An 18221-nucleotide genomic window follows, 5' to 3' on the forward strand; every position below is an offset into this window, starting at 1 on the left:
GACCACCGAGATCCACCGGGACGGCGCCTACCACCTGGCGGGGGAGGGCCGGACCCTCACGCCCGACGAGATGGTCGGCTACTGGGTCGATCTGTGCGACCGCTACCCGATCGTCTCCATCGAGGACGGGATGGCCGAGGAGGACTGGGACGGCTGGGCGGCGCTGACCACGGCCCTGGGCCGGCGGGTGCAGCTGGTCGGCGACGACCTGTTCGTCACCAACACCGAGCGCCTGGGCCGCGGCATCGAAGACTCTGTCGCCAATGCTATACTCGTCAAAGTCAATCAGATCGGGTCGCTCACCGAGGCCCTCGACACGGTGCAGCTGGCCACCCGCTCCGGCTACGCCAGCGTGATGTCCCACCGGTCGGGGGAGACCGAGGACACCACCATCGCCGACCTGGCCGTGGCCACCAACTGCGGGCAGATCAAGGCCGGCGCCCCCTGCCGCTCCGACCGGGTGGCCAAGTTCAACCAGCTGCTCCGGATCGAGGAGCACCTGGCCGAGGCCGCCTCCTACCGCGGACCCGCCGCCCTGGCCCGCACGCGGGGCTGACGTGTCGCCCCTGGCGGTGAGGCGGGCCCGCTGGTCGCTGGCCCTGCTCGTGGCGCTGGCCATGGCCATGTTCCTGCTCGGCTTCCCCCTGCGCACCTACATGGAGCAGCGCTCGGCCCTGGGCCAGGCCCGGGCCACGGCGGACCGGCTGGCCGTCGACAACCGGTCCCTAAAGTCCGAGGCGGCCCAGCTGCAGACCCCGGGGGAGATCGAGCGCCTGGCCCGGGAGCGCTACGGCCTGGTCCGTCCCGGCCAGGAGGAGTACGCCATCCTCCCCGCCCCCGGGTACCACCTGCCCGGGGCACCGGCCACCTCCACGGGCCCGGCGGCGGCGCCGGCCTCGGCGTCGAAGGCGGGCGGCCGGTCCCGGCCCGACCCGCCGGCGCAGCAGGGGGGAGGGGGCCTCTTGTCCCGCTTCCTCCACCAGCTCGAGTTCTGGAGCTAGGCGGGCTTGACCCGGTCGGGGTAGGAGGCCTCCACCAGGCGGCGGAAGCCCTCCTGCCACCCCACCTTCGGCTCCCCGACGAGCGAGCGCATCCGGGTGATGTCGGTGGCCACGCTCGCGATGGCGAACTCGCTGGCGTTGAACTTCGGCTCCACGCCCACCATCCGGCCCATGTAGGTGCACCACTCCTCGGCCCCGACGGTCTCGGGGCCGGCCCAGTTGACGATGGTGGCGGGAACGGCGGCGGCGTCGAGCAGGCCGGGGATGGTGGCGACGATGTCGTCCTCGTGGATCGGGTTGTAGAGGGTGGGGGAGTCGGTGTGCACGTAGACGTCGCTGCCCGCCAGCATCCAGTCCAGCATCATGCGCGGCCAGCCCCACGTGTCCCCGTAGGGGACGTTGAGCCGGGCGATGGTGGCCGGCACCTCCAGCAGCCGCCCGAACCCCCGGACCACCGCCTCGGCGGCGATCTTGCTGATGCTGTAGGTGACCATGCCCGCCGGGCGGTGGTTGTCCCCGAGCGGATCGTCCTCGGTGAAGGCGCGGTGGCCGTTGGGCTGGTACACCGCCGTCGACGAGCAGTGCAGGAAGGCCCGGGCCTTCCGGCAGTGGGACATCAACAGCCCCGGCCCCTCGGCGTTGGCCGCCAGCGCCGTCTCGAAGTCGGGGGCGTGCAGCACGGCGAAGTTCAAGACGTACTCGAAGTCGTCCGGCACGCCCGAGAAGTCCGCTTCGACCAGGTCGGCGGTGACCGGGCGCACGCCGGCGGCCTCGACCCGCTCCCGGCTGCCCTTGGCGGAGTACCGGGCCAGGCCCCAGACCTCGTTGCCGGCCTCGGCCAGGCGGCGGGCCACCGGGAAGCCGACCGAGCCGGTCAGCCCGGTGACGAGGATCTTCCGGCCGGTCAGTGCGCTCATGGCCGGAAGGGTAACTGCGATTGCTACCCTCGGCCCGGGCCGCCCGAGCCCGACACAGGGGGACGAAAACATGAGCATCCTCGGCAACCGGGTGCTGCGCACGGAGGACCCGAAGTTCCTCACCGTCGGGGGCTCCTACGTCGACGACATCCGGCTCGAGGGGGCGGCCCACGTCGTCTACGTCCGCTCGACCATGGCCCACGCCCGCATCGCGGCCATCGACACGTCGGAGGCGGAAGGGGCCCCGGGGGTGCTGGCCGTCTACACGGCGTCGAACTGCGACCTGGCGCCGATGCCGCCGGGAGCGCCCTTTGCCCCACCGGCCATGGCCCGGCCCTGGCTGGCCGACGGGGTGGTCCGCTTCGTCGGGGACATGGTCGCGGCGGTGGTGGCCGAGACGCGCACCCAGGCCGTCGACGCCGCCGAGATGATCTTCGTCGACTACGAGCCGATGCCCGCGGTCGTCGACCCCGAGCAGGCGCTCGGCGGGGGGACGCTCCTGTTCCCCGACGCCGGCACCAACGTGGCCATCACCATGCCCGACGACCTCGCCGCGGTCGGGATGATGCCCGCCGCCAGCCCGGACGAGGCCCTCTTCGCCGACTGTGACGTGGTGGTGCGCCAGCGCATCGTCAACCAGCGGGTGGCGCCCTGCCCCCTCGAGGTGCGGGCGTCGGCGGCGTCGTGGGGGTCCGACGGCCGCATCACCTACTGGACGTCGGCCCAGGCGCCCCACGGCGTCAAGGCGACGGTGCAGTCCTCCTTCGGCCTGGACGAGTCCCAGGTGCGGGTGATCGCTCCCGACGTCGGCGGCGGGTTCGGCGCCAAGATCGGCGGGTACCCCGAGGAGCTGTTCACGATCTGGGCCGCCAAGCAGCTCGGCCGCCCGGTGCGCTGGACCGAGACCCGGTCCGAGAGCATGAGCTCGCTCGGCCACGGCCGGGCCCAGGTCCAGGAGATCGAGCTCGGGGGCAGCCGGGACGGGAAGCTCGGGGCCTACCGGCTGACGGTGGTGCAGGACGCCGGGGCCTACCCGAACCTCGGCGCCTTCCTGCCGATGTTCACCCGCACCATGCTCACCGGCGTCTACGAGATCCCCAAGGTCGAGTTCTCCAGCCGCTCGGTCGCCACCAACACCAATCCGACCGTCGCCTACCGGGGGGCGGGGCGGCCCGAGGCCACGGCGGCCATCGAGCGGGCGGTCGACCTGTTCTCGGCCGAGATCGGCATGGACCCGGCCGAGGTCCGCCGCCGCAACCTGATCCCGGCCGACGCCTTCCCGTACACCACCCCCACGGGGACGACCTACGACATCGGCGACTACGAGCGCGCCCTCGACCTGGCCCTGGAGTCGGCCGGCTACGACCAGCTGCGCAAGGAGCAGGCCGCCCGCCGGCAGTCCGGGGAGCCCAAGCAGCTCGGCATCGGCACCGCCGTGTACGTGGAGATCACCAACGGCATGCCCGGCTCCGAGTTCGGCGCCGTCGAGGTCCTGCCCGACGGCAAGGCGCGGATCCGCACCGGCACGTCCGCCCACGGCCAGGGCCACGCCACGGCCTGGTCGATGCTCGTGTCGGAGGCGCTGGGGATCCCGATGGCGGACATCGAGTTCATCCAGTCCGACACCGACCTGGTGCCCCGGGGCGTGGGCACGTTCGCGTCGCGGTCCCTGCAGTCCGGCGGGGTGGCGGTGCACCAGGCCTCCGAGGAGGTGCTGGTGAAGGCCCGCCAGCTGGCCGCCGAGCTGCTCGAGGCCAATCCCGACGACGTCGTCCTCGACAAGGTGGCGGGGCGGTTCCACGTGGCGGGCACTCCCGCCGTCGGGAAGTCGTGGGGGGAGCTGGTCGAGTCCGCCGGTGACGCCGGCCTGGCCGCCGAGGTCGACTTCACCGCGCCGGGACCGAGCTTCCCGTTCGGCGCCCACGTGGCGGTGGTGGAGGTCGACACCGACACCGGTCTGGTGGACGTGGTGCGGATGGTCGCGGTGGACGACGCCGGGCGCATGGTGAACCCGCTGCTGGTCGAGGGGCAGGTGCACGGCGGGCTGGCCCAGGGCGTGGCCCAGGCCTTGCTCGAGGAGGTCGTCTACGACGCCGACGGCAACCCGCTCACGGGCAACCTGGCCGACTACGCCATGGTGACCGCCACCGAGCTGCCGAGCTTCGAGCGGATCCCGATGGAGACGCCCACCCCGCTCAACCCCCTCGGGGTGAAAGGGGTCGGGGAATCGGGGACCATCGGCTCCACGCCGGCGGTGCAGAACGCAGTGGTCGACGCCCTGGCCCATCTGGGCGTGCGCCACGTCGACATGCCGACCACGCCTCAACGGGTGTGGCAGGCCATCTCGCAGGTCCGAGGAGGAAACGGCAAGTGAAGGTCTCGATGACGGTAAACGGCAAGGCCGAGGAGCGCGACGTCGAGCCGCGCACGCTCCTCGTGTTCTTCCTGCGCAACGAGTTGGGCCTGACCGGCACCAACATCGGCTGCGACACCACCAACTGCGGGGCGTGCACGGTCTTGCTCGAGGGGGAGTCGGTGAAGTCGTGCACCCTGCTCGCGGCCCAGGCCGACGGCGCCTCGATCACGACCATCGAGGGCCTGGCCGACGGTGAGCACATGCACCCGATGCAGGAGGCGTTCCGCGAGCACCACGCCCTGCAGTGCGGCTACTGCACGCCGGGGATGGTGATGGCGGCGGTGTCGCTGGTGAAGGAGCATCCCGACGGGATGACCGAGGCCGAGGTGCGCGAGGGCCTCGAGGGCAACCTGTGCCGCTGCACCGGCTACCACAACATCGTCAAGGCCGTCATGGCGGTGGCGGGCACGCCGGCGGGCGCCCGATGATCCCCGCCGCCTTCGACTACGTCCGGGTGGACTCGGTCCCGGAGGCGATCTCCGCCCTCACCGAGCACGGCGAGGACGCCAAGCTCATCGCCGGCGGCCACTCCCTCCTCCCGCTGATGAAGCTGCGCCTGGCCACGCCGGCCGTGCTCGTCGACATGGGCCGGGTGCCCGACCTCTCATACGTGCGCGACGAGGGGGACCACGTCGCGGTCGGCGCCCTCACCCGTCACCACGACGTCAACCACGACCCGGTGCTGACCCGCCACGTCCCGCTGCTGGCGTACGTGGCCGGCAAGGTCGGCGATCCCCAGGTGCGCCACCGCGGCACCATCGGCGGGTCGATCGCCCACGGGGACCCGGCGTCGGATCTGCCGGCGGCGGTGCTGGCCCTCGGCGGGTCGATGGTCGCCCGCGGCCCCAACGGGGACCGGGTCATCCCCGCCTCGGAGTTCTTCCAGGGCTTCCTCGAGACGGCCCTGGCTCCCGACGAGGTGCTGACCGAGATCCGGGTGCCGAAGGCGGCCGCCGGCCACGCCTACCAGAAGTTCGTGCGCCGCTCCCAGGACTGGGCCATCGTCGGGGTGGCGGTGGCGCGGGCCAACGGGACCACCGGCGTGTCGCTGGTGAACATGGGCCCGGTCCCGCTCCGGGCGGCCGCGGTGGAGGCGGCCCTGGCCCAGGGCGCCTCGGCCGCCGACGCCGCCGAGCAGGCCGCCGAGGGCACCGACCCGACCGGGGACCACAACGCCAGCCCGGAGTTCCGCCGCCACCTGGCCCGCGTCCTCACCCGCCGGGCCCTGCAGGAGGCCGGTCTCTGAGTCCAGGTTCCAAAGGAAACAGCGGCCCCGCCGATCCCGACGCGGTCGGCGACGCCCTCACGCGGCACGGCTACCTGGCCGACGAGGGCCTGGCCACCGCGGTCTTCCTGGCCCTCACCCTGCACCGGCCCCTGCTCCTCGAGGGCGAGGCCGGGGTGGGCAAGACCGAGGTGGCCAAGGTCCTGGCCCGCTGGACGGGCGGCGAGCTCCTCCGCCTCCAGTGCTACGAGGGCATCGACGTGTCCCAGGCCGTCTACGAGTGGGACTACTCCCGCCAGCTCCTGCACCTGCGCGCCGCCGAGCTGCGGGGCGGCGGCGCCGACGTGGCGGCCGAGGCCGAGGACGAGCTGTTCTCCGAGCGCTTCCTCGTGCGCCGGCCCCTGCTGCGGGCCATCGAGGGAGGCCCCGCCGGCCAGCCGCCGCCCGTGCTCCTGGTGGACGAGGTCGACCGGGCCGACGACGAGTTCGAGGCCTACCTCCTCGAGATCCTCTCCGACTACGCCGTGACCGTGCCCGAGCTCGGCACCTTCCACGCCGAGGTGCCGCCGGTCGTGGTGCTCACGTCCAACCGCACCCGCGACGTCCACGACGCCCTCAAGCGGCGCTGCCTGTACCACTGGGTGGAGCACCCCGACTTCGAGCGGGAGGTGGCCATCGTCCGCCTGCGCGCCCCGGAGGTGGAGGAGGGCCTGGCCCGGCAGGTGGCGGCCGCCGTCGAGGCCATGCGCGACCTCGGTCTGTACAAGCCGCCCGGAGTGGCGGAGACCATCGACTGGGCCATGGCGCTGGCGGCGCTTGGGCGCACCCGTCTGGACCAGGCCGCCGTCGAGCGCACCCTCGGGACCGTCCTCAAGTACCGGGAGGACGCCGACCGGGTGCGGGCCGGAGGCCTGGAGGAGCTGGTCAGCCGGGCGACGCGGGCGTGACCGACACCGCTGCCGCCCCCACCTCCCCACTGCGCATGGCGGTGGCGTTCGCGCGCATGCTGCGGAGGGCCGGGCTCGGCGTCCCGGTAGGAAGCGCCCTGGCCTATTCCGAGGCCCTCGCCGCCACCGGGGTCGAGGAGCGCAGCCGGGTGTACTGGGCCGGGCGGGCCACCCTGGTCCGCCGGCCCGAGGACATCGCGGTGTACGACGGGATCTTCGCCGCCTTCTGGGCGGGGCGGGAGCGAGGGTCGATCGCCACCGCCACCGACACCGTCGTCATCGAGCTCGACGAGCCGGCGCCCGACGAGGAGGGAGAAGCGCCCTCCTCCGACCACGATCCCGACCCGGACCGCACGATCACGGTTCGGTACAGCCCGACCGAGACCCTGCGGGACAAGGACTTTGCCGTCTGCACGCCGGAGGAGCTGGCCGAGACCCGCCGGCTCATGGCCGAGCTGCGGATGGAGGCGACCCGGCGGCGCTCCCGGCGGATGCAGCGCTCGTCCCGCCGGCGGGGCCGGCCCGACGCCCGCCGCACCGTCCGCAGCGCCCTGCGCAGCGGAGGCGAGCCCATGCGCCGGGCCCACCTCGAGCCGTCGTGGCGGCCCCGCCGGGTCGTGCTGCTGGTCGACGTCAGCGGGTCGATGGAGCCCTACGCCCGCAGCCTCCTCCGCTTCCTCCACGTGGCGGTGATGGGCAAGGGCAAGGTCGAGGCCTTTGCCCTCGGGACCCGGCTCACCCGCCTCACCCGCGAGCTGTCCCGCCACGACCCCGATTCCGCCCTGGCGGCCGCGGCCGGCGCCGTTCCGGACTGGTCGGGGGGCACCCGGCTGGGCCAGGGCCTGCAGGCGTTCAACGACCGCTACGGGGTGAGGGGAATGGCCCGCGGCGCCATCGTCGTGATCCTGTCCGACGGCTGGGACCGGGGAGAGCCCGAGGAGCTGGCGGAGGAGATGAGCCGCCTCCACCGGGTGGCCCACCGCGTCGTGTGGGTGAACCCCCTGAAGGCCACGCCCGGCTACGCCCCCCTGGCCCGCGGGATGGCGGCGGCCCTCCCGTACGTTGACAACTTCGTGGAGGGCCATTCGCTCGCGTCCCTGGAGGCCCTCGCGGAGGTGATCGGAGCGTGAAAGAGGTTCTGGACCAGATCGACCGGTGGCGGGGAGAGGGCCAGCGGGTGGCGGTGGCCCGGGTCGTGGGCCTCGAGGGGTCGGGACCCCGTGATCCCGGCGCCACCATGGCGGTGAGCGAGGACGGCCGGGTGGCCGGCTCGGTCTCCGGGGGGTGTGTCGAGGGGGCGGTGGTCACCGAGGCCCTCGACGTGCTGGCGTCGGGGGAGCCCCGCCTGTGCACCTTCGGGTACTCCGACGACGAGGCCTTTGCCGTCGGCCTCACGTGCGGGGGCACCATCCACGTGTTCGTGGAACCCCTGGATTGGTGAAACCAATCGTGGGCACGGCGTGGTGAGCCTCTACGAGGCCCTGCGGGACTCGATCCGGGCCGAGGAGCCGGTGGCGCTCGCCACCGTGGTCGAGCTGACCGACACCGCCGACTGGGAGATCCCGCCTTCCCCCGGCGAGGTGCTGCCCCGGCCCGGCGCCAAGCTCCTGGTCCGGCCGGGGGAGCAGTCCCGGGGCACGACCGGGGACCCCGACCTCGACCGGGTGGTGGCGCGCGACGCCCTCGGCGCCCTGGAGTCGGGGCTGTCGGCCACCCGCCACTACGGGCGCCACGGGCAGGCCAACCAGCGGGAGGTGGCGGTCTTCGTCGAGGCCTTTGCCCCCCCGCCCCAGATGGTGATCTTCGGCGCCGTGGACTTCACCGCCGCCCTGGCCCGCGTGGCCAAGGTCCTCGGCTACCGGGTGACGGTGTGTGACGCCCGGCCGGTGTTCGCGACGCCCGCGCGCTTCCCGATGGCCGACGACGTGGTCGTGGACTGGCCCGACCGGCACCTGGCCAAGGTCGGCCCCGGCCTCGGCCCCCGGGACGCGGTGTGCGTGCTCACCCACGACCCGAAGTTCGACGTCCCGGCCATCGTGGCCGCGCTCGGGACCCGGGTCGGTTACATCGGCGCCCGCACGCCCGAGGAGACGGCGGTCTCGATCTGCGCCGAGATCATCGCCCTCCGGGTCGGCGCCGAGGACGTGGCGGTCCTGTCGCTCCGGGACCGGGCCGGCCCGATCCACCATGACAGACTGACGGAGTGAACGGGGAGGCGGGGGAGCTCGTCCCTTCGGCCCGGGTGGGGGACGAGGATCGGGCGCAGGTGGTGGAGCTGCTCCGGCGGCACACCACCGACGGCCGCCTGACCCTCGACGAGTTCTCCGAGCGGGTGGGCCGGACCCTGCAGGCGCAGAGCCGGGGGGAGCTCGATCAGGTCCTGTCCGACCTCCCGTCCGACGAGGCGCCCGGGGCTCCGGAGCGGGCCCCGCGCCGGGCCACCCGCTGGGTGGTGGCGGTGATGAGCGGGGCGGCGCGCAAGGGGCGCTGGCGCACGGGGGAGCGGGTCAACGCCGTGGCGTTCATGGGCGGCTGCGAGATCGACTTCCGCCAGGCGATCATCGAGGCTCCTGAAGTCGTCGTGACCGCGGTGGCGTTCATGGGCGGCATCGAGGTCACCGTGCCCGAGGGGCACGAGGTCGAGCTGAGCGGCGTCCCGTTCATGGGGGGCAAGAACATCAAGGTGGCCGACGTCCCGATCATCCCGGGCAGCCCCCGCATTGTCGTGCGGGCCTTCCCGTTCATGGGCGGCGTCAACGTCCGGTCCAAGCCCGACCCCCTCCCCAAGGAGGCCCGGGCCCGGCGCCGGGAGGACCGCAGAGCGCGGCGGGCCACCGCGTTCGATCCTCCCCCCGTCCCGCCGATGCCGCGGATGCCGGGGCCGCGCGGCGCTCTGCCGCCTCACCAACGCGACGAGCTGGCCGACCGTCTGCAGCGGGAGATCAACGAGCGCATCGAGCGGGCCATGAAGACGGCCGAGCGCCACGTCCAGCGCCATGCCGACCGGATCCAGCGGCAGTGGGGGCGGTGGGACGAGCGCTGGGGCATCCCGGTGGACGAGGCGGAGGAGGGGACCCTCCCGACCGAGCAGGACCTCGAGTCGGTGCCGACGGCACCGGACGGCACCGTCACGATCATGTTCAGCGACATCTGCGGCTACACCCAGATGACCGAGGCGTTGGGGGACCTGGTCACGCGCGACGTGGTCCGCGCCTACCAGCAGGTGGTGCGGGGCCAGCTGGCCGCCTATGGCGGCTACGAGGTGAAGACCCAGGGGGACGGGTTCATGGTGGCCTTCGGCGGGGCGTCGCGTGCCCTGCGCTGCGCCATAGCCATCCAGCGGGCCTTCAGCGACTACAACCGGGAGCACGAGGACCGGCCCATCCGGGTGCACCAGGGGCTGCACACGGGTGAGACGGTGCGCGACGGTGACGACTTCCTCGGGCGCACGGTCATCATCGCCAGCCGCATCTGCGGGGAGGCCAAGGAGAACGAGGTCGTCGTCTCCTCGCTGCTGAAGGAGCTGGCCGACGGCACGGGGGAGTTCCGGTTCGGGGACGCCAGGGAGGCCGAGCTCAAGGGGCTGTCGGCGGCGCAGACCCTGTACTCCGTCCTGTGGCAGTGAGCCCCGGGGGCGCTTGAGCCTGGCCGCCGTCGTTCTGGCCGCGGGCGGGGGGTCGAGGTTCGCGGGCCAGGACCACAAGCTGCTGTCCCCGTTCCGGGGCCGCCCCCTCGCGGCCTGGGCCGTGGACGCGGCGGCTGAGGCGGGTCTGGACGAGACCGTCGTGGTCCAGGGGGCGGTGGACCTGTCCTCCGTCGTACCCGACGGGGTGACCCTGCTCGAGAACCACGCCTGGGCCGAGGGCCAGGCCACCTCGCTGCGCACCGGGGTGGACTGGGCCCGCCACCAGGGTCACGCCGCCGTCGTGATCGGGCTCGGGGACCAGCCGCTCGTCCCCGCCGAGGCCTGGCGGGCGGTGGCCCGGGCCCCCCGAGGTCCGATCGTGGCCGCCTCCTTCGGGGGCCGGCGCCGGCCCCCGGTGCGCCTCGACGCCGCCGTCTGGGACCTGCTGCCGGCCGGCGGGGACGAGGGGGCCCGGGCCCTCATGGCCGGCCGGCCCGAGCTGGTCGTGGAGGTAGCGTGCGACGGCGAGCCGATCGACGTCGACACGGTGGAGGACCTCTTGCGATGGAGTTGAACCACGAGTTCCGGGTCTCGGTGCCCGTCGAGCAGGCCTGGTCCGTGCTCACCGACCTGGAGCGGATCGCCCCCTGCATGCCCGGAGCCGAGCTGCAGGAGGTCGAGGGGGACGAGTACCGGGGCGTGGTCAAGGTGAAGGTCGGGCCGATCACCGCCCAGTACAAGGGCAAGGCCCGCTTTTCCGAGCTCGACCGCGACGGTGGGCGGGCGGTCCTGCGCGCCGAGGGCCGCGACACCCGGGGCCAGGGCAACGCCAGCGCCACCGTCACGGCCACCCTGACGGCGGAAGGTGACTCCGCCACCAAGGTCGGGATCGCCACCGACCTCACCGTGACGGGGAAGGTGGCCCAGTTCGGCCGGGGGGTGATGGCCGACGTGAGCTCCAAGCTGCTCGACCAGTTCGTGCGCCAGCTCGAGACCGACGTGCTGACCGGCCCGGCTCCCGGTCCGGGCCCGGCCGGCGGGCGCCCGTCGGGACCCGGTGCCGCGGCCGCGTCCGGGTCGGCGTCGGCCCCGTCCGGTCCCGCCGAGGCGCCGTCCGGGTCCCCGTCTCCCAACGGGGCGGAGCGGCCGGCCGTGCGGGCCATCGCCTCGCGTCCCGCCGAGCCCGTCGACCTGCTCGGGACGGCGGGCGCCCCGGTGGCCAAGCGCCTGGTCCCCGCCGTGCTGGGCGTGGCCGCCCTTCTCCTCCTGTGGCGGGTACTGCGCGGGAGGTGAGCCCGGGCCAGGCCGCCGAGGTGGCCGAGCTCCTGGGCCGGGAGCCCCGGGCCCCGTTCGAGGTGGTCGTCACCGACGGGGCGGGCGGTCCCGTCGTCATCCGCAACGGTCCCGTCCAGGACGACGGCACCCCGATGCCGACCCGCTACTGGCTGGTCGGCGCGGCGGCGCGCCAGGCCGTCAGCCGCCTCGAGTCGGAGGGCGGTGTCCGCGCCGCCGAGGCCGCCGTGGACCCCGGGGAGCTCGAGGAGGCGCACCGCCGCTATGCCGCCGAGCGGGATGCGGCGCTGCCGCCCGGGTGGGCCGGGCCCCGGCCCGCCGGAGGGGTGGGGGGGACCCGCGTGGGCGTGAAGTGCCTCCACGCCCACTACGCCTGGCACCTGGCCGGGGGGGACGACCCGGTGGGGCGCTGGGTGGCCGCCCGCCTTGGGTGAGGGCAGCGCCGGAGGCGTGGTAGCGGTCGGGGCGGTGGCGGCCGTCGACTGCGGCACCAACTCCACCCGCCTCCTCGTTTCCGGCCCCGACGGGGCCACGCTGGAGCGCAGGATGGTCATCACCCGGCTCGGCCGGGGCGTCGACGAGGCCCGCCGGCTCGCCGGGGACGCCATGGCCCGCACCGTCGACGTGCTCGCCCAGTTCAAGGTCGTCGCCGGCCACCACGGCGCGGCCCGCGTCCGGGCGGTGGCCACCTCGGCGGTTCGCGACGCCGCCAACGGCGGGGAGTTCCTCGACCGTGCCGCTGCCGCTCTCGGCGTCCGGCCCGAGTTGCTGACCGGCCAGGAGGAGGGTGCCCTCTCCTACCGCGGCGCCACGAGTGGGCTCGACCCCGCCGACGGCCCCTTCCTCGTTCTCGACGTCGGCGGGGGGTCCACCGAGCTGGTCCTCGGCGGCCCCCCGCCGTGGGGGCCGGTGGCGGTGTCGATCGACGTCGGCTGCGTCCGGGTGACCGAGCGGTTCCTGGCCTCCGACCCACCGACGCCTTCCGAGCTCTCCACGGGGCGAAGCACCCTCCGCCACCTTCTCCTCACCGCCGCCCACCAGCTGGACGAGCTGGCGCAGAACAGCGGCCTCGCCGGAGCGGCGGCGGCCCGGCGCCTCGTCGGCCTGGCCGGCACGGTGAGCACCGCCGCCGTCCTCGACGCCGGCGCCGACGCCTACAGCCGGGAGATCGTGCACCACCGGGTGCTGGGGCGCGACCGCGTCCAGGCGCTGCTCGAACGCCTGGCCGGGATGGACCACGTCTCCCGGTTGCTGGTCCCCGGGCTGGAGCGGGAGCGCGCCGACGTGATCGTCGGTGGGCTGCTGGTCCTGGTGACGGTCATGGAGCAGTTCGGCTTCGACGACCTGCTCGCCTCGGAGGCCGACATCCTCGACGGCATCGTGATCGGCCTCCTGCAGCAATAGAGGCAATAGAGTCCGCCGGCGTGCCGCTGTCCGATCGGATCCTGATGGGCCCGGGGCCCTCGAACGTCTACCCCGAGGTGGCGCTGGCCCTCGAACGGCCGCTGCTCGGTCACCTCGATCCCGACTTCCTGGCCGTGCTCGACGAGACGTGCAGCCGGCTGCGGACGGTGTTCTGCACCGACAATCCCGCCACCCTGCCGGTGTCGGGCACCGGCTCGGCCGGCATGGAGGCGGCCTTCGTCAATCTGGTCGGGCCCGGGGACACGGTCGTGGTGGCGGTCAACGGCTTGTTCGGTGAGCGCATGTGCGACGTGGCCGGCCGGTGCGGCGCCGACGTCGTGCGCGTCGACGAGGAATGGGGCCGTCCCGTCGACCCCGAGCGGGTGCTGGCCGCCCATCCGGCGCCGAAGGTCATCGCGGTCGTGCATGCCGAGACCTCGACCGGCGTGCGCAACGACGTGGCGCCGCTGGGGGCGGGCAAGGGGGACGCCCTGCTGCTCGTCGACTGCGTCACGTCGCTCGGCGGCATAACCGTCGACATCACCGGCTGGGGCGTGGACGTGTCCTACAGCGGCACTCAGAAATGCCTGGGGGTCCCGCCGGGCCTGGCTCCGTTCACCATCGGCCCGGCCGCGATGGGCCGGCGGATCGAACGGCCCCGGTCGTGGTACCTCGACCTCGGGATGCTGGCCGAGTACACCGGGCCGGCCAGCGGCTCGGCCACCCGCCGCTACCACCACACCGCCCCGGTGACGATGATCATGGCCCTGCACGCCGGGCTCGGCGCCATCATCGACGAGGGCCTGGAGGCGGCCGTCGAGCGCCACGACCGGTGCGGCCGGGCCCTACAGGAGGGACTGGAGGCGCTCGGCTTCGAGCTGTTCGCCCCCCAGGACAACCGCCTTCCGGAGCTGACCACGGTCACCTGGCCCGCAGGCCTGCTTCCCGACGGCATGGACGAGGCCGCCGTGCGCCGCACCCTGCTCGAGCGCTACGGGATCGAGATCGGCGGCGGGGTCGGAGCGTGGGCGGGGAGGATGTGGCGCATCGGCTGCATGGGCCACACGGCGCGGATGCGCAACGTCACCCTTCTCCTGTCAGCCCTGACGGAGGTCCTGGGGCGGTCGTGACGGGCGACCTCGAGATCCGGACCCGCCGGCTGGTCCTGCGGCCCCTGGTCACGGCGGACTACGGGGCCTGGGTCGAGGTGCGGACGCGCAACGAGGAGTGGCTGACGCCCTGGGAGCCGCGCTCGGCGCCCGGCCGGCCCGACGTGGTGAACGATCCTCGTGCCTTCGCCTCGCGGTGCGGGGCCCGGGCGCGCGAGCAGCAGCTGGGGACGGCGTACGGGTTCGGCATCTTCGTCGGCAGCGCCCTGGCCGGGGAGATCAACCTGTCGTCGATCCGCCGGGGACCGCTCCAGTCCGGGGACGTCGGCTACTGGATCGACCAGCACCAGGCGGGCAACTCGTTCATGTCCGAGGCGGTGGCGGGCATGCTGCGCTTCGCCTTCGAGGAGCTGGGCCTGCACCGGGTGGAGATCGACATCATCCCCCGCAACCACCGCAGCCGGCGGGTGATGGAGAAGCTGTCGGTCCGCGAGGAGGGCCTGGCCCTGCGCCTGGTCGAGATCAACGGCGTCTGGGAGGACCACATCCGCTTCGCCATGACGTCCGAGGAGTGGCAGGAGCGGCGCGCCGATATCGTCGGCGGCTGGCTCTAGCCCTTCGGCCGGCCCGACACCCGCTGCTGCACCGCCGCCAGCCGCTCGGCGAACCAGGGCTGGGCCAGCGACCACACCTGGGCCTCCAGCTCGGTGTCCACCGCGGCCTCGTGGTCGTCCAGCGTGGCCACAATGCGCAGGGTCTGCTTCACCCGCCGGGCCAGCTCCGGCGGCGCCGACGCCGCCCGCCCCGCCAGCTCGACGGCGGCGTCGACGACCTCCCCGTCGGGATGGCACGTCCACGCCAGCCCCCGGGCGGCCGCCTCGGGTCCGCGCAGGACCTGCCCGAACAGCACCATGGCCAGCGCCGTCTGCTCACCGACGGCCCGCTGCAGCATCCACGTGTGCCCCCCGCCCGGATGCAGGCCGAGCTCGAGGAACCGGGTGTCGAAGCGGGCCGACTCGGCGACCACGCGCACGTCGCACGCCAGCGCCAGGTTCATCCCGGCGCCCACCGCCGCCCCGTTGACGGCCGCGACCGTCGGCAGCGGGGAGCGGCTGACCCGGAGGAAGGCCTCGTAGATGCCGCGCAGGCCCTCGGACTGCCGGGCCCCACCCTCGCGGCGGGCGCCCTCTCCGGCCCGGCCCAGGTTTCCGAGGCTGGCGCCGGCGCAGAAGGCGGGGGGCGCCCCCGTGACCACCAGGGCGCCGGCCGTGGCCGATCCCTCGACCCGGTCGAGCACCTCGAGCAGCTCGGCCACCATGGCGTCGGAGAGCATGTTGCGCTTGTCGGGATCGTCGAGGGTCACCACGGCCACACCGTCGCGCTCCTCCAGCCGGACCAGGCTCCCGGTGTCGCCGGCCATCCCGGTCAGGCCTCCTGCCTGTCGACGACGGCCGGGGAGCGGCGGAAGAACTGCTCGACGTCGCGTTCGTAGCGGTAGGCGGGGCGGCTCTCGCCGATGGTGCGGCGCAGCCGCCGGGCCCGGGCGAAGGACTCCACCGAGCCGGCCGACGTGTAGTTGTACCGGAACCCGGCCTGCTTGAGCTTGCGGTTGTCGACGCCCCGCCCGTAGCGGAGCAGGTCGAGGAGCTCGGGGGGCAGGTCCATCACCCGCGCCGCCGCCAGGGCGTCGGCCACCATGCCGGTGAGCACGGGTGGCAGGGCCGGCACCACGCGCGCCTCGCAGATGTGGGCCACCTCGCTCCACGGGATGCGCCCGTCCCCGGCCACGTTGTAGACGCCGGGGAGGTGGCGGTCGAACACGAACTTGAGGCAGCGGATGACGTCGTCCTCCTCGACGAACTGCATGAGAGGATCGAAGCCGAGGATGGCCGGCGCGACCCGCCGCTCGAGGGCCTGGGAGATCGGGGTGACGATGTCGGTTCCCAGCACATTGGTGAAGCGCAGCAGGGTGACGACCACATGTGGGTTGTCGTCGGCGAAGTCGCGCAGGTAGTCCTCCACCTCGGTGAGCGACCGCTCCACCCGGTTGCGGGGCGGGTGCACCCGGCTCATCGACTCACGGAACCAGGCGGGGTCCTCCCGGCTGGAGCCGTACACCAGGGTGGACGACTTCACGATGATGTGGCGGACCGAACTCTCCTCGGCGCCGGCGGCGGCCAGCAGGTTCATGGTCCCGATGACGTTGGTCTCGTGCAGGGCCCGCCCGCTCATGCGCGTCGAGTCCACGACCAGGAAGGTGTGCACGATGGTGTCCACCTGGGTGGCCTTCACGATCCGGGAGAGGATCGAGTAGCCCTGGTCGGCGCGCACGTACTCGGTGCGCTCGAGGGGCACCTGGGGCTCGGTGACGTCGAGGCCGATGATGTGCTCGACGTGCGGGTCCGCCTCCAGGGCCTGGGCCATGCGGCCGCCCCAGAAGCTGCCCAGACCCGTGATCAGGACGCGCTTGCCCACCGGTTCAGCCGAACCAGATGCTGCGCCGCTGCCGCAGCATCTCGTAGAGGGTCTCCTGGAGGTCGAGGCGGATCTGCTCGGCGTGGTCCATGACCCGGCTCCGGGAGTAGCGCTCCTGGTCGGGCGGGACGTCGAAGGTGACCGGGTCGAGCACCTTCAGGCGGAACTTGGCCGGGAAGTAGGCCACCAGACCGGGGAGGCCGAACATCAGCATGTTGGCGGTGACCGGCACGTACGGCACCCCCAGGATCCGGGCCAGCGTCCCGCTCTTCCACAGGATCGGCATCGACTCCTCGGCCCCGACCACGGCGATCGGGATCACCGGCACACCGGCGCGCATGGCGATCTCCACGAAGCCGCCCCGTCCGAACCGGCGCAGCCGGTAGCGCTCGGCGTACAGCTTGCCCGGCCCCTTGGTCCCCTCGGGGAACACCAGGGCCAGCTGGCCCTGCTCGCGGAGCAGCCGGTAGGCGTTCTCGGGGTGGGCCGCCACCCCACCGGCGCGGGACCACAGCGTTCCGACGACCGGGAGCCCCTTGAAGAAGTGGTCGGCCATTCCGTACACGGGCCGCCCCAACTCGCTCTCGATGCCGTGCATGATGGCGGGGGCGTCGGACGGGATGGCACCGGCGTGGTTGGCCACGATCAGGGCGCCGCCCTGGGTGGGGATCTTCTCGAGGCCGTCCCACTCGGCCCGGAACCACTGGCGGTAGATCGGGTCGTACAGCCGGCGGACCAGGGCCCGGACGCTCTCGGAGCGGCCCCACTCGTCGACGTCGGAGAGCCGGGGGTCGTGGAGCTCGGGCTCCGGCTCGAACGGCTCGTCCCGCCGCAGGGGGACGAGGGCGCCCGATGTCCGGGTCAACCCGACGACGTTCCCGTCCCCTGCCACGGCCCGATCGTAGCGGCGGGCCCCGGCTCCTCCCCCCGGGCGGGAATCCTCGCCGATCCGCCCCGCGTGCCACCCGGGCGGGGCACACTCTTCGCTGGTGAGCAGGGCGCGGTCGTCGGGGATGCGGCCGGTCTATGCCCTGTCGGCCCTGTTGAGCGCCGGGGTCCTGCTGTCGGCGCTGGCCCCCCGCCTGCCCGCCGAGCAGCCCGCCGGAGCGGCGTTGACCGCGGCGGCGCCGCGCCACCCGGCGGCCCGGGCGCCCGGAACGGCAGGAGGCTCCTCCAACCGGGAGCTGGCGGCGTCCCTCGGGACGTCGGGGCGGGCCCCGGCCCGGCACGTATGGGTGGAGGGTGACTCGGTGATGGTGGCCGCCGCCGGCCCGGTGAGCTCGGCCCTGCAGGCGGACGGCTGGCGGGCGGTCGTGGCGGGCTGGCCCGGGCTACACGTGTGGGCGGCGGTCGACATCCTGTCCCGGGTCCGGCCGCAGATGGGGTCGGTGGCGGTGATCGAGCTCGGGGACAACGACTGCTGCGACGGGGCCGCCTTCGGCCGCAGCCTGGACCAGGCCATGGCTGCGCTGTCCGGCCTGCACGTGATCTGGCTCACCGGCACCGCCACCCGCCCCGGCCAGGACGCGACCAACGCCGCCATCCGCGCCGCCGTGGTCCGCTGGCCCAACCTCGAGGTGGCCGACTGGGCCACGGTCGTGGCCCAGCACCCCGACGCGGTCTTCCCGGACCGGCTCCACCTCACCCCGCAGGGAGAGACGCTGATGGCTTCGTTCCTCCGCGACCGGCTCGACGCCTGGTACCGCCGGGCGTCCGCCCCCGCCGCCCGGGCCGCCGCGGGCCGGGCGGGAGCCCGGCGGTAGCGTGCCGGCGCCCGCCCGGGTGGCGTAATCGGTAGGCGCGGGGGGC

21 protein-coding genes are annotated in these 18221 nt (G+C 73.8%); 17 read left to right on the forward strand and 4 right to left on the reverse strand.

Annotated features, from left to right (window positions below; translation table 11 throughout):
- Positions 1 to 556 (forward strand): phosphopyruvate hydratase (gene eno, locus VFW24_03160; GenBank protein ID HEX5265748.1); only part of this gene is annotated, 556 nt, incomplete at its 5' end.
- Positions 557 to 572: 16 nt separating this feature from the next.
- Entirely contained in the window at positions 573 to 1001 is a 429-nt protein-coding gene (locus VFW24_03165; protein HEX5265749.1) for a septum formation initiator family protein, read from the forward strand.
- Here the strand turns inward: VFW24_03165 and VFW24_03170 are convergent.
- Positions 998 to 1918, reverse strand: coding sequence for an NAD(P)-dependent oxidoreductase (locus tag VFW24_03170; GenBank protein ID HEX5265750.1), 921 nt, complete (start codon positions 1916 to 1918; stop codon positions 998 to 1000). The two genes, VFW24_03165 and VFW24_03170, sit on opposite strands and share 4 nt — an antisense overlap.
- A 70-nt stretch (positions 1919 to 1988) precedes the next feature.
- Between VFW24_03170 and VFW24_03175 the strand changes: the two genes are divergently transcribed.
- The 14 genes from VFW24_03175 to VFW24_03240 all read left to right on the forward strand — a co-directional run bounded on the left by VFW24_03175 (position 1989) and on the right by VFW24_03240 (position 14551).
- The gene (locus VFW24_03175) at positions 1989 to 4292 is read left to right on the forward strand and encodes a xanthine dehydrogenase family protein molybdopterin-binding subunit (protein HEX5265751.1); all 2304 of its coding nucleotides are present in this window, start codon (positions 1989 to 1991) and stop codon (positions 4290 to 4292) included.
- Complete coding sequence (locus VFW24_03180; GenBank protein ID HEX5265752.1) at positions 4289 to 4762, forward strand: (2Fe-2S)-binding protein; 474 nt, start codon at positions 4289 to 4291, stop codon at positions 4760 to 4762. The genes VFW24_03175 and VFW24_03180 overlap by 4 nt, the downstream gene beginning before the upstream one ends.
- Complete coding sequence (locus VFW24_03185) at positions 4759 to 5580, forward strand: xanthine dehydrogenase family protein subunit M (GenBank protein HEX5265753.1); 822 nt, start codon at positions 4759 to 4761, stop codon at positions 5578 to 5580. The genes VFW24_03180 and VFW24_03185 overlap by 4 nt, the downstream gene beginning before the upstream one ends.
- A gap of 89 nt (positions 5581 to 5669) precedes the next feature.
- A complete protein-coding gene (locus VFW24_03190; protein ID HEX5265754.1) occupies positions 5670 to 6506 on the forward strand; it encodes a MoxR family ATPase in 837 nt (278 codons plus the stop codon).
- Positions 6503 to 7636 (forward strand): VWA domain-containing protein, encoded by a 1134-nt coding sequence (locus VFW24_03195; GenBank protein ID HEX5265755.1) that lies wholly within the window; start codon positions 6503 to 6505, stop codon positions 7634 to 7636. The genes VFW24_03190 and VFW24_03195 overlap by 4 nt, the downstream gene beginning before the upstream one ends.
- Positions 7633 to 7947: an XdhC family protein gene (locus VFW24_03200; protein ID HEX5265756.1), complete on the forward strand. Its 315-nt coding sequence runs from the start codon at positions 7633 to 7635 to the stop codon at positions 7945 to 7947. The genes VFW24_03195 and VFW24_03200 overlap by 4 nt, the downstream gene beginning before the upstream one ends.
- Positions 7948 to 7969: 22 nt before the next feature.
- Entirely contained in the window at positions 7970 to 8713 is a 744-nt protein-coding gene (locus VFW24_03205; GenBank protein ID HEX5265757.1) for an XdhC family protein, read from the forward strand.
- Positions 8710 to 10131 carry an adenylate/guanylate cyclase domain-containing protein gene (locus VFW24_03210; GenBank protein ID HEX5265758.1) on the forward strand — a complete coding sequence of 474 codons (1422 nt, stop codon included), beginning with the start codon at positions 8710 to 8712 and terminating at the stop codon, positions 10129 to 10131. The genes VFW24_03205 and VFW24_03210 overlap by 4 nt, the downstream gene beginning before the upstream one ends.
- Positions 10132 to 10144: 13 nt before the next feature.
- On the forward strand, positions 10145 to 10705 hold the full coding sequence (locus VFW24_03215) for a nucleotidyltransferase family protein (protein HEX5265759.1): 561 nt from the start codon (positions 10145 to 10147) through the stop codon (positions 10703 to 10705).
- On the forward strand, positions 10696 to 11424 hold the full coding sequence (locus VFW24_03220; protein ID HEX5265760.1) for an SRPBCC family protein: 729 nt from the start codon (positions 10696 to 10698) through the stop codon (positions 11422 to 11424). Before VFW24_03215 ends, VFW24_03220 begins: the two co-directional genes overlap by 10 nt.
- Positions 11421 to 11858 carry a DUF501 domain-containing protein gene (locus VFW24_03225; protein HEX5265761.1) on the forward strand — a complete coding sequence of 146 codons (438 nt, stop codon included), beginning with the start codon at positions 11421 to 11423 and terminating at the stop codon, positions 11856 to 11858. Before VFW24_03220 ends, VFW24_03225 begins: the two co-directional genes overlap by 4 nt.
- A 16-nt stretch (positions 11859 to 11874) precedes the next feature.
- Positions 11875 to 12828 carry an exopolyphosphatase gene (locus VFW24_03230; protein ID HEX5265762.1) on the forward strand — a complete coding sequence of 318 codons (954 nt, stop codon included), beginning with the start codon at positions 11875 to 11877 and terminating at the stop codon, positions 12826 to 12828.
- A 20-nt stretch (positions 12829 to 12848) separates the two neighbouring features.
- A complete protein-coding gene (locus VFW24_03235) occupies positions 12849 to 13958 on the forward strand; it encodes an alanine--glyoxylate aminotransferase family protein (GenBank protein ID HEX5265763.1) in 1110 nt (369 codons plus the stop codon).
- Positions 13955 to 14551, forward strand: coding sequence for a GNAT family protein (locus VFW24_03240; protein ID HEX5265764.1), 597 nt, complete (start codon positions 13955 to 13957; stop codon positions 14549 to 14551). The genes VFW24_03235 and VFW24_03240 overlap by 4 nt, the downstream gene beginning before the upstream one ends.
- On the opposite strand, the gene VFW24_03245 is transcribed toward VFW24_03240, so the two are convergent.
- From VFW24_03245 to VFW24_03255, 3 genes are read right to left on the reverse strand one after another with little or no spacing between them, the layout of a single operon-like run.
- Positions 14548 to 15357 (reverse strand): enoyl-CoA hydratase, encoded by an 810-nt coding sequence (locus VFW24_03245; GenBank protein HEX5265765.1) that lies wholly within the window; start codon positions 15355 to 15357, stop codon positions 14548 to 14550. The two genes, VFW24_03240 and VFW24_03245, sit on opposite strands and share 4 nt — an antisense overlap.
- Positions 15358 to 15362: 5 nt before the next feature.
- Positions 15363 to 16412: an NAD-dependent epimerase/dehydratase family protein gene (locus tag VFW24_03250; GenBank protein ID HEX5265766.1), complete on the reverse strand. Its 1050-nt coding sequence runs from the start codon at positions 16410 to 16412 to the stop codon at positions 15363 to 15365.
- Between the two features lie 4 nt (positions 16413 to 16416).
- Positions 16417 to 17304, reverse strand: coding sequence for a lysophospholipid acyltransferase family protein (locus tag VFW24_03255; GenBank protein ID HEX5265767.1), 888 nt, complete (start codon positions 17302 to 17304; stop codon positions 16417 to 16419).
- Positions 17305 to 17401: 97 nt separating this feature from the next.
- Between VFW24_03255 and VFW24_03260 the strand changes: the two genes are divergently transcribed.
- Complete coding sequence (locus tag VFW24_03260; GenBank protein HEX5265768.1) at positions 17402 to 18175, forward strand: hypothetical protein; 774 nt, start codon at positions 17402 to 17404, stop codon at positions 18173 to 18175.
- Positions 18176 to 18221 lie beyond the last annotated feature (46 nt).

It is taken from the genome of Acidimicrobiales bacterium (assembly GCA_036273495.1).
In the GTDB taxonomy this organism is placed as follows: Bacteria; Actinomycetota; Acidimicrobiia; order Acidimicrobiales; family JAJPHE01; genus DASSEU01.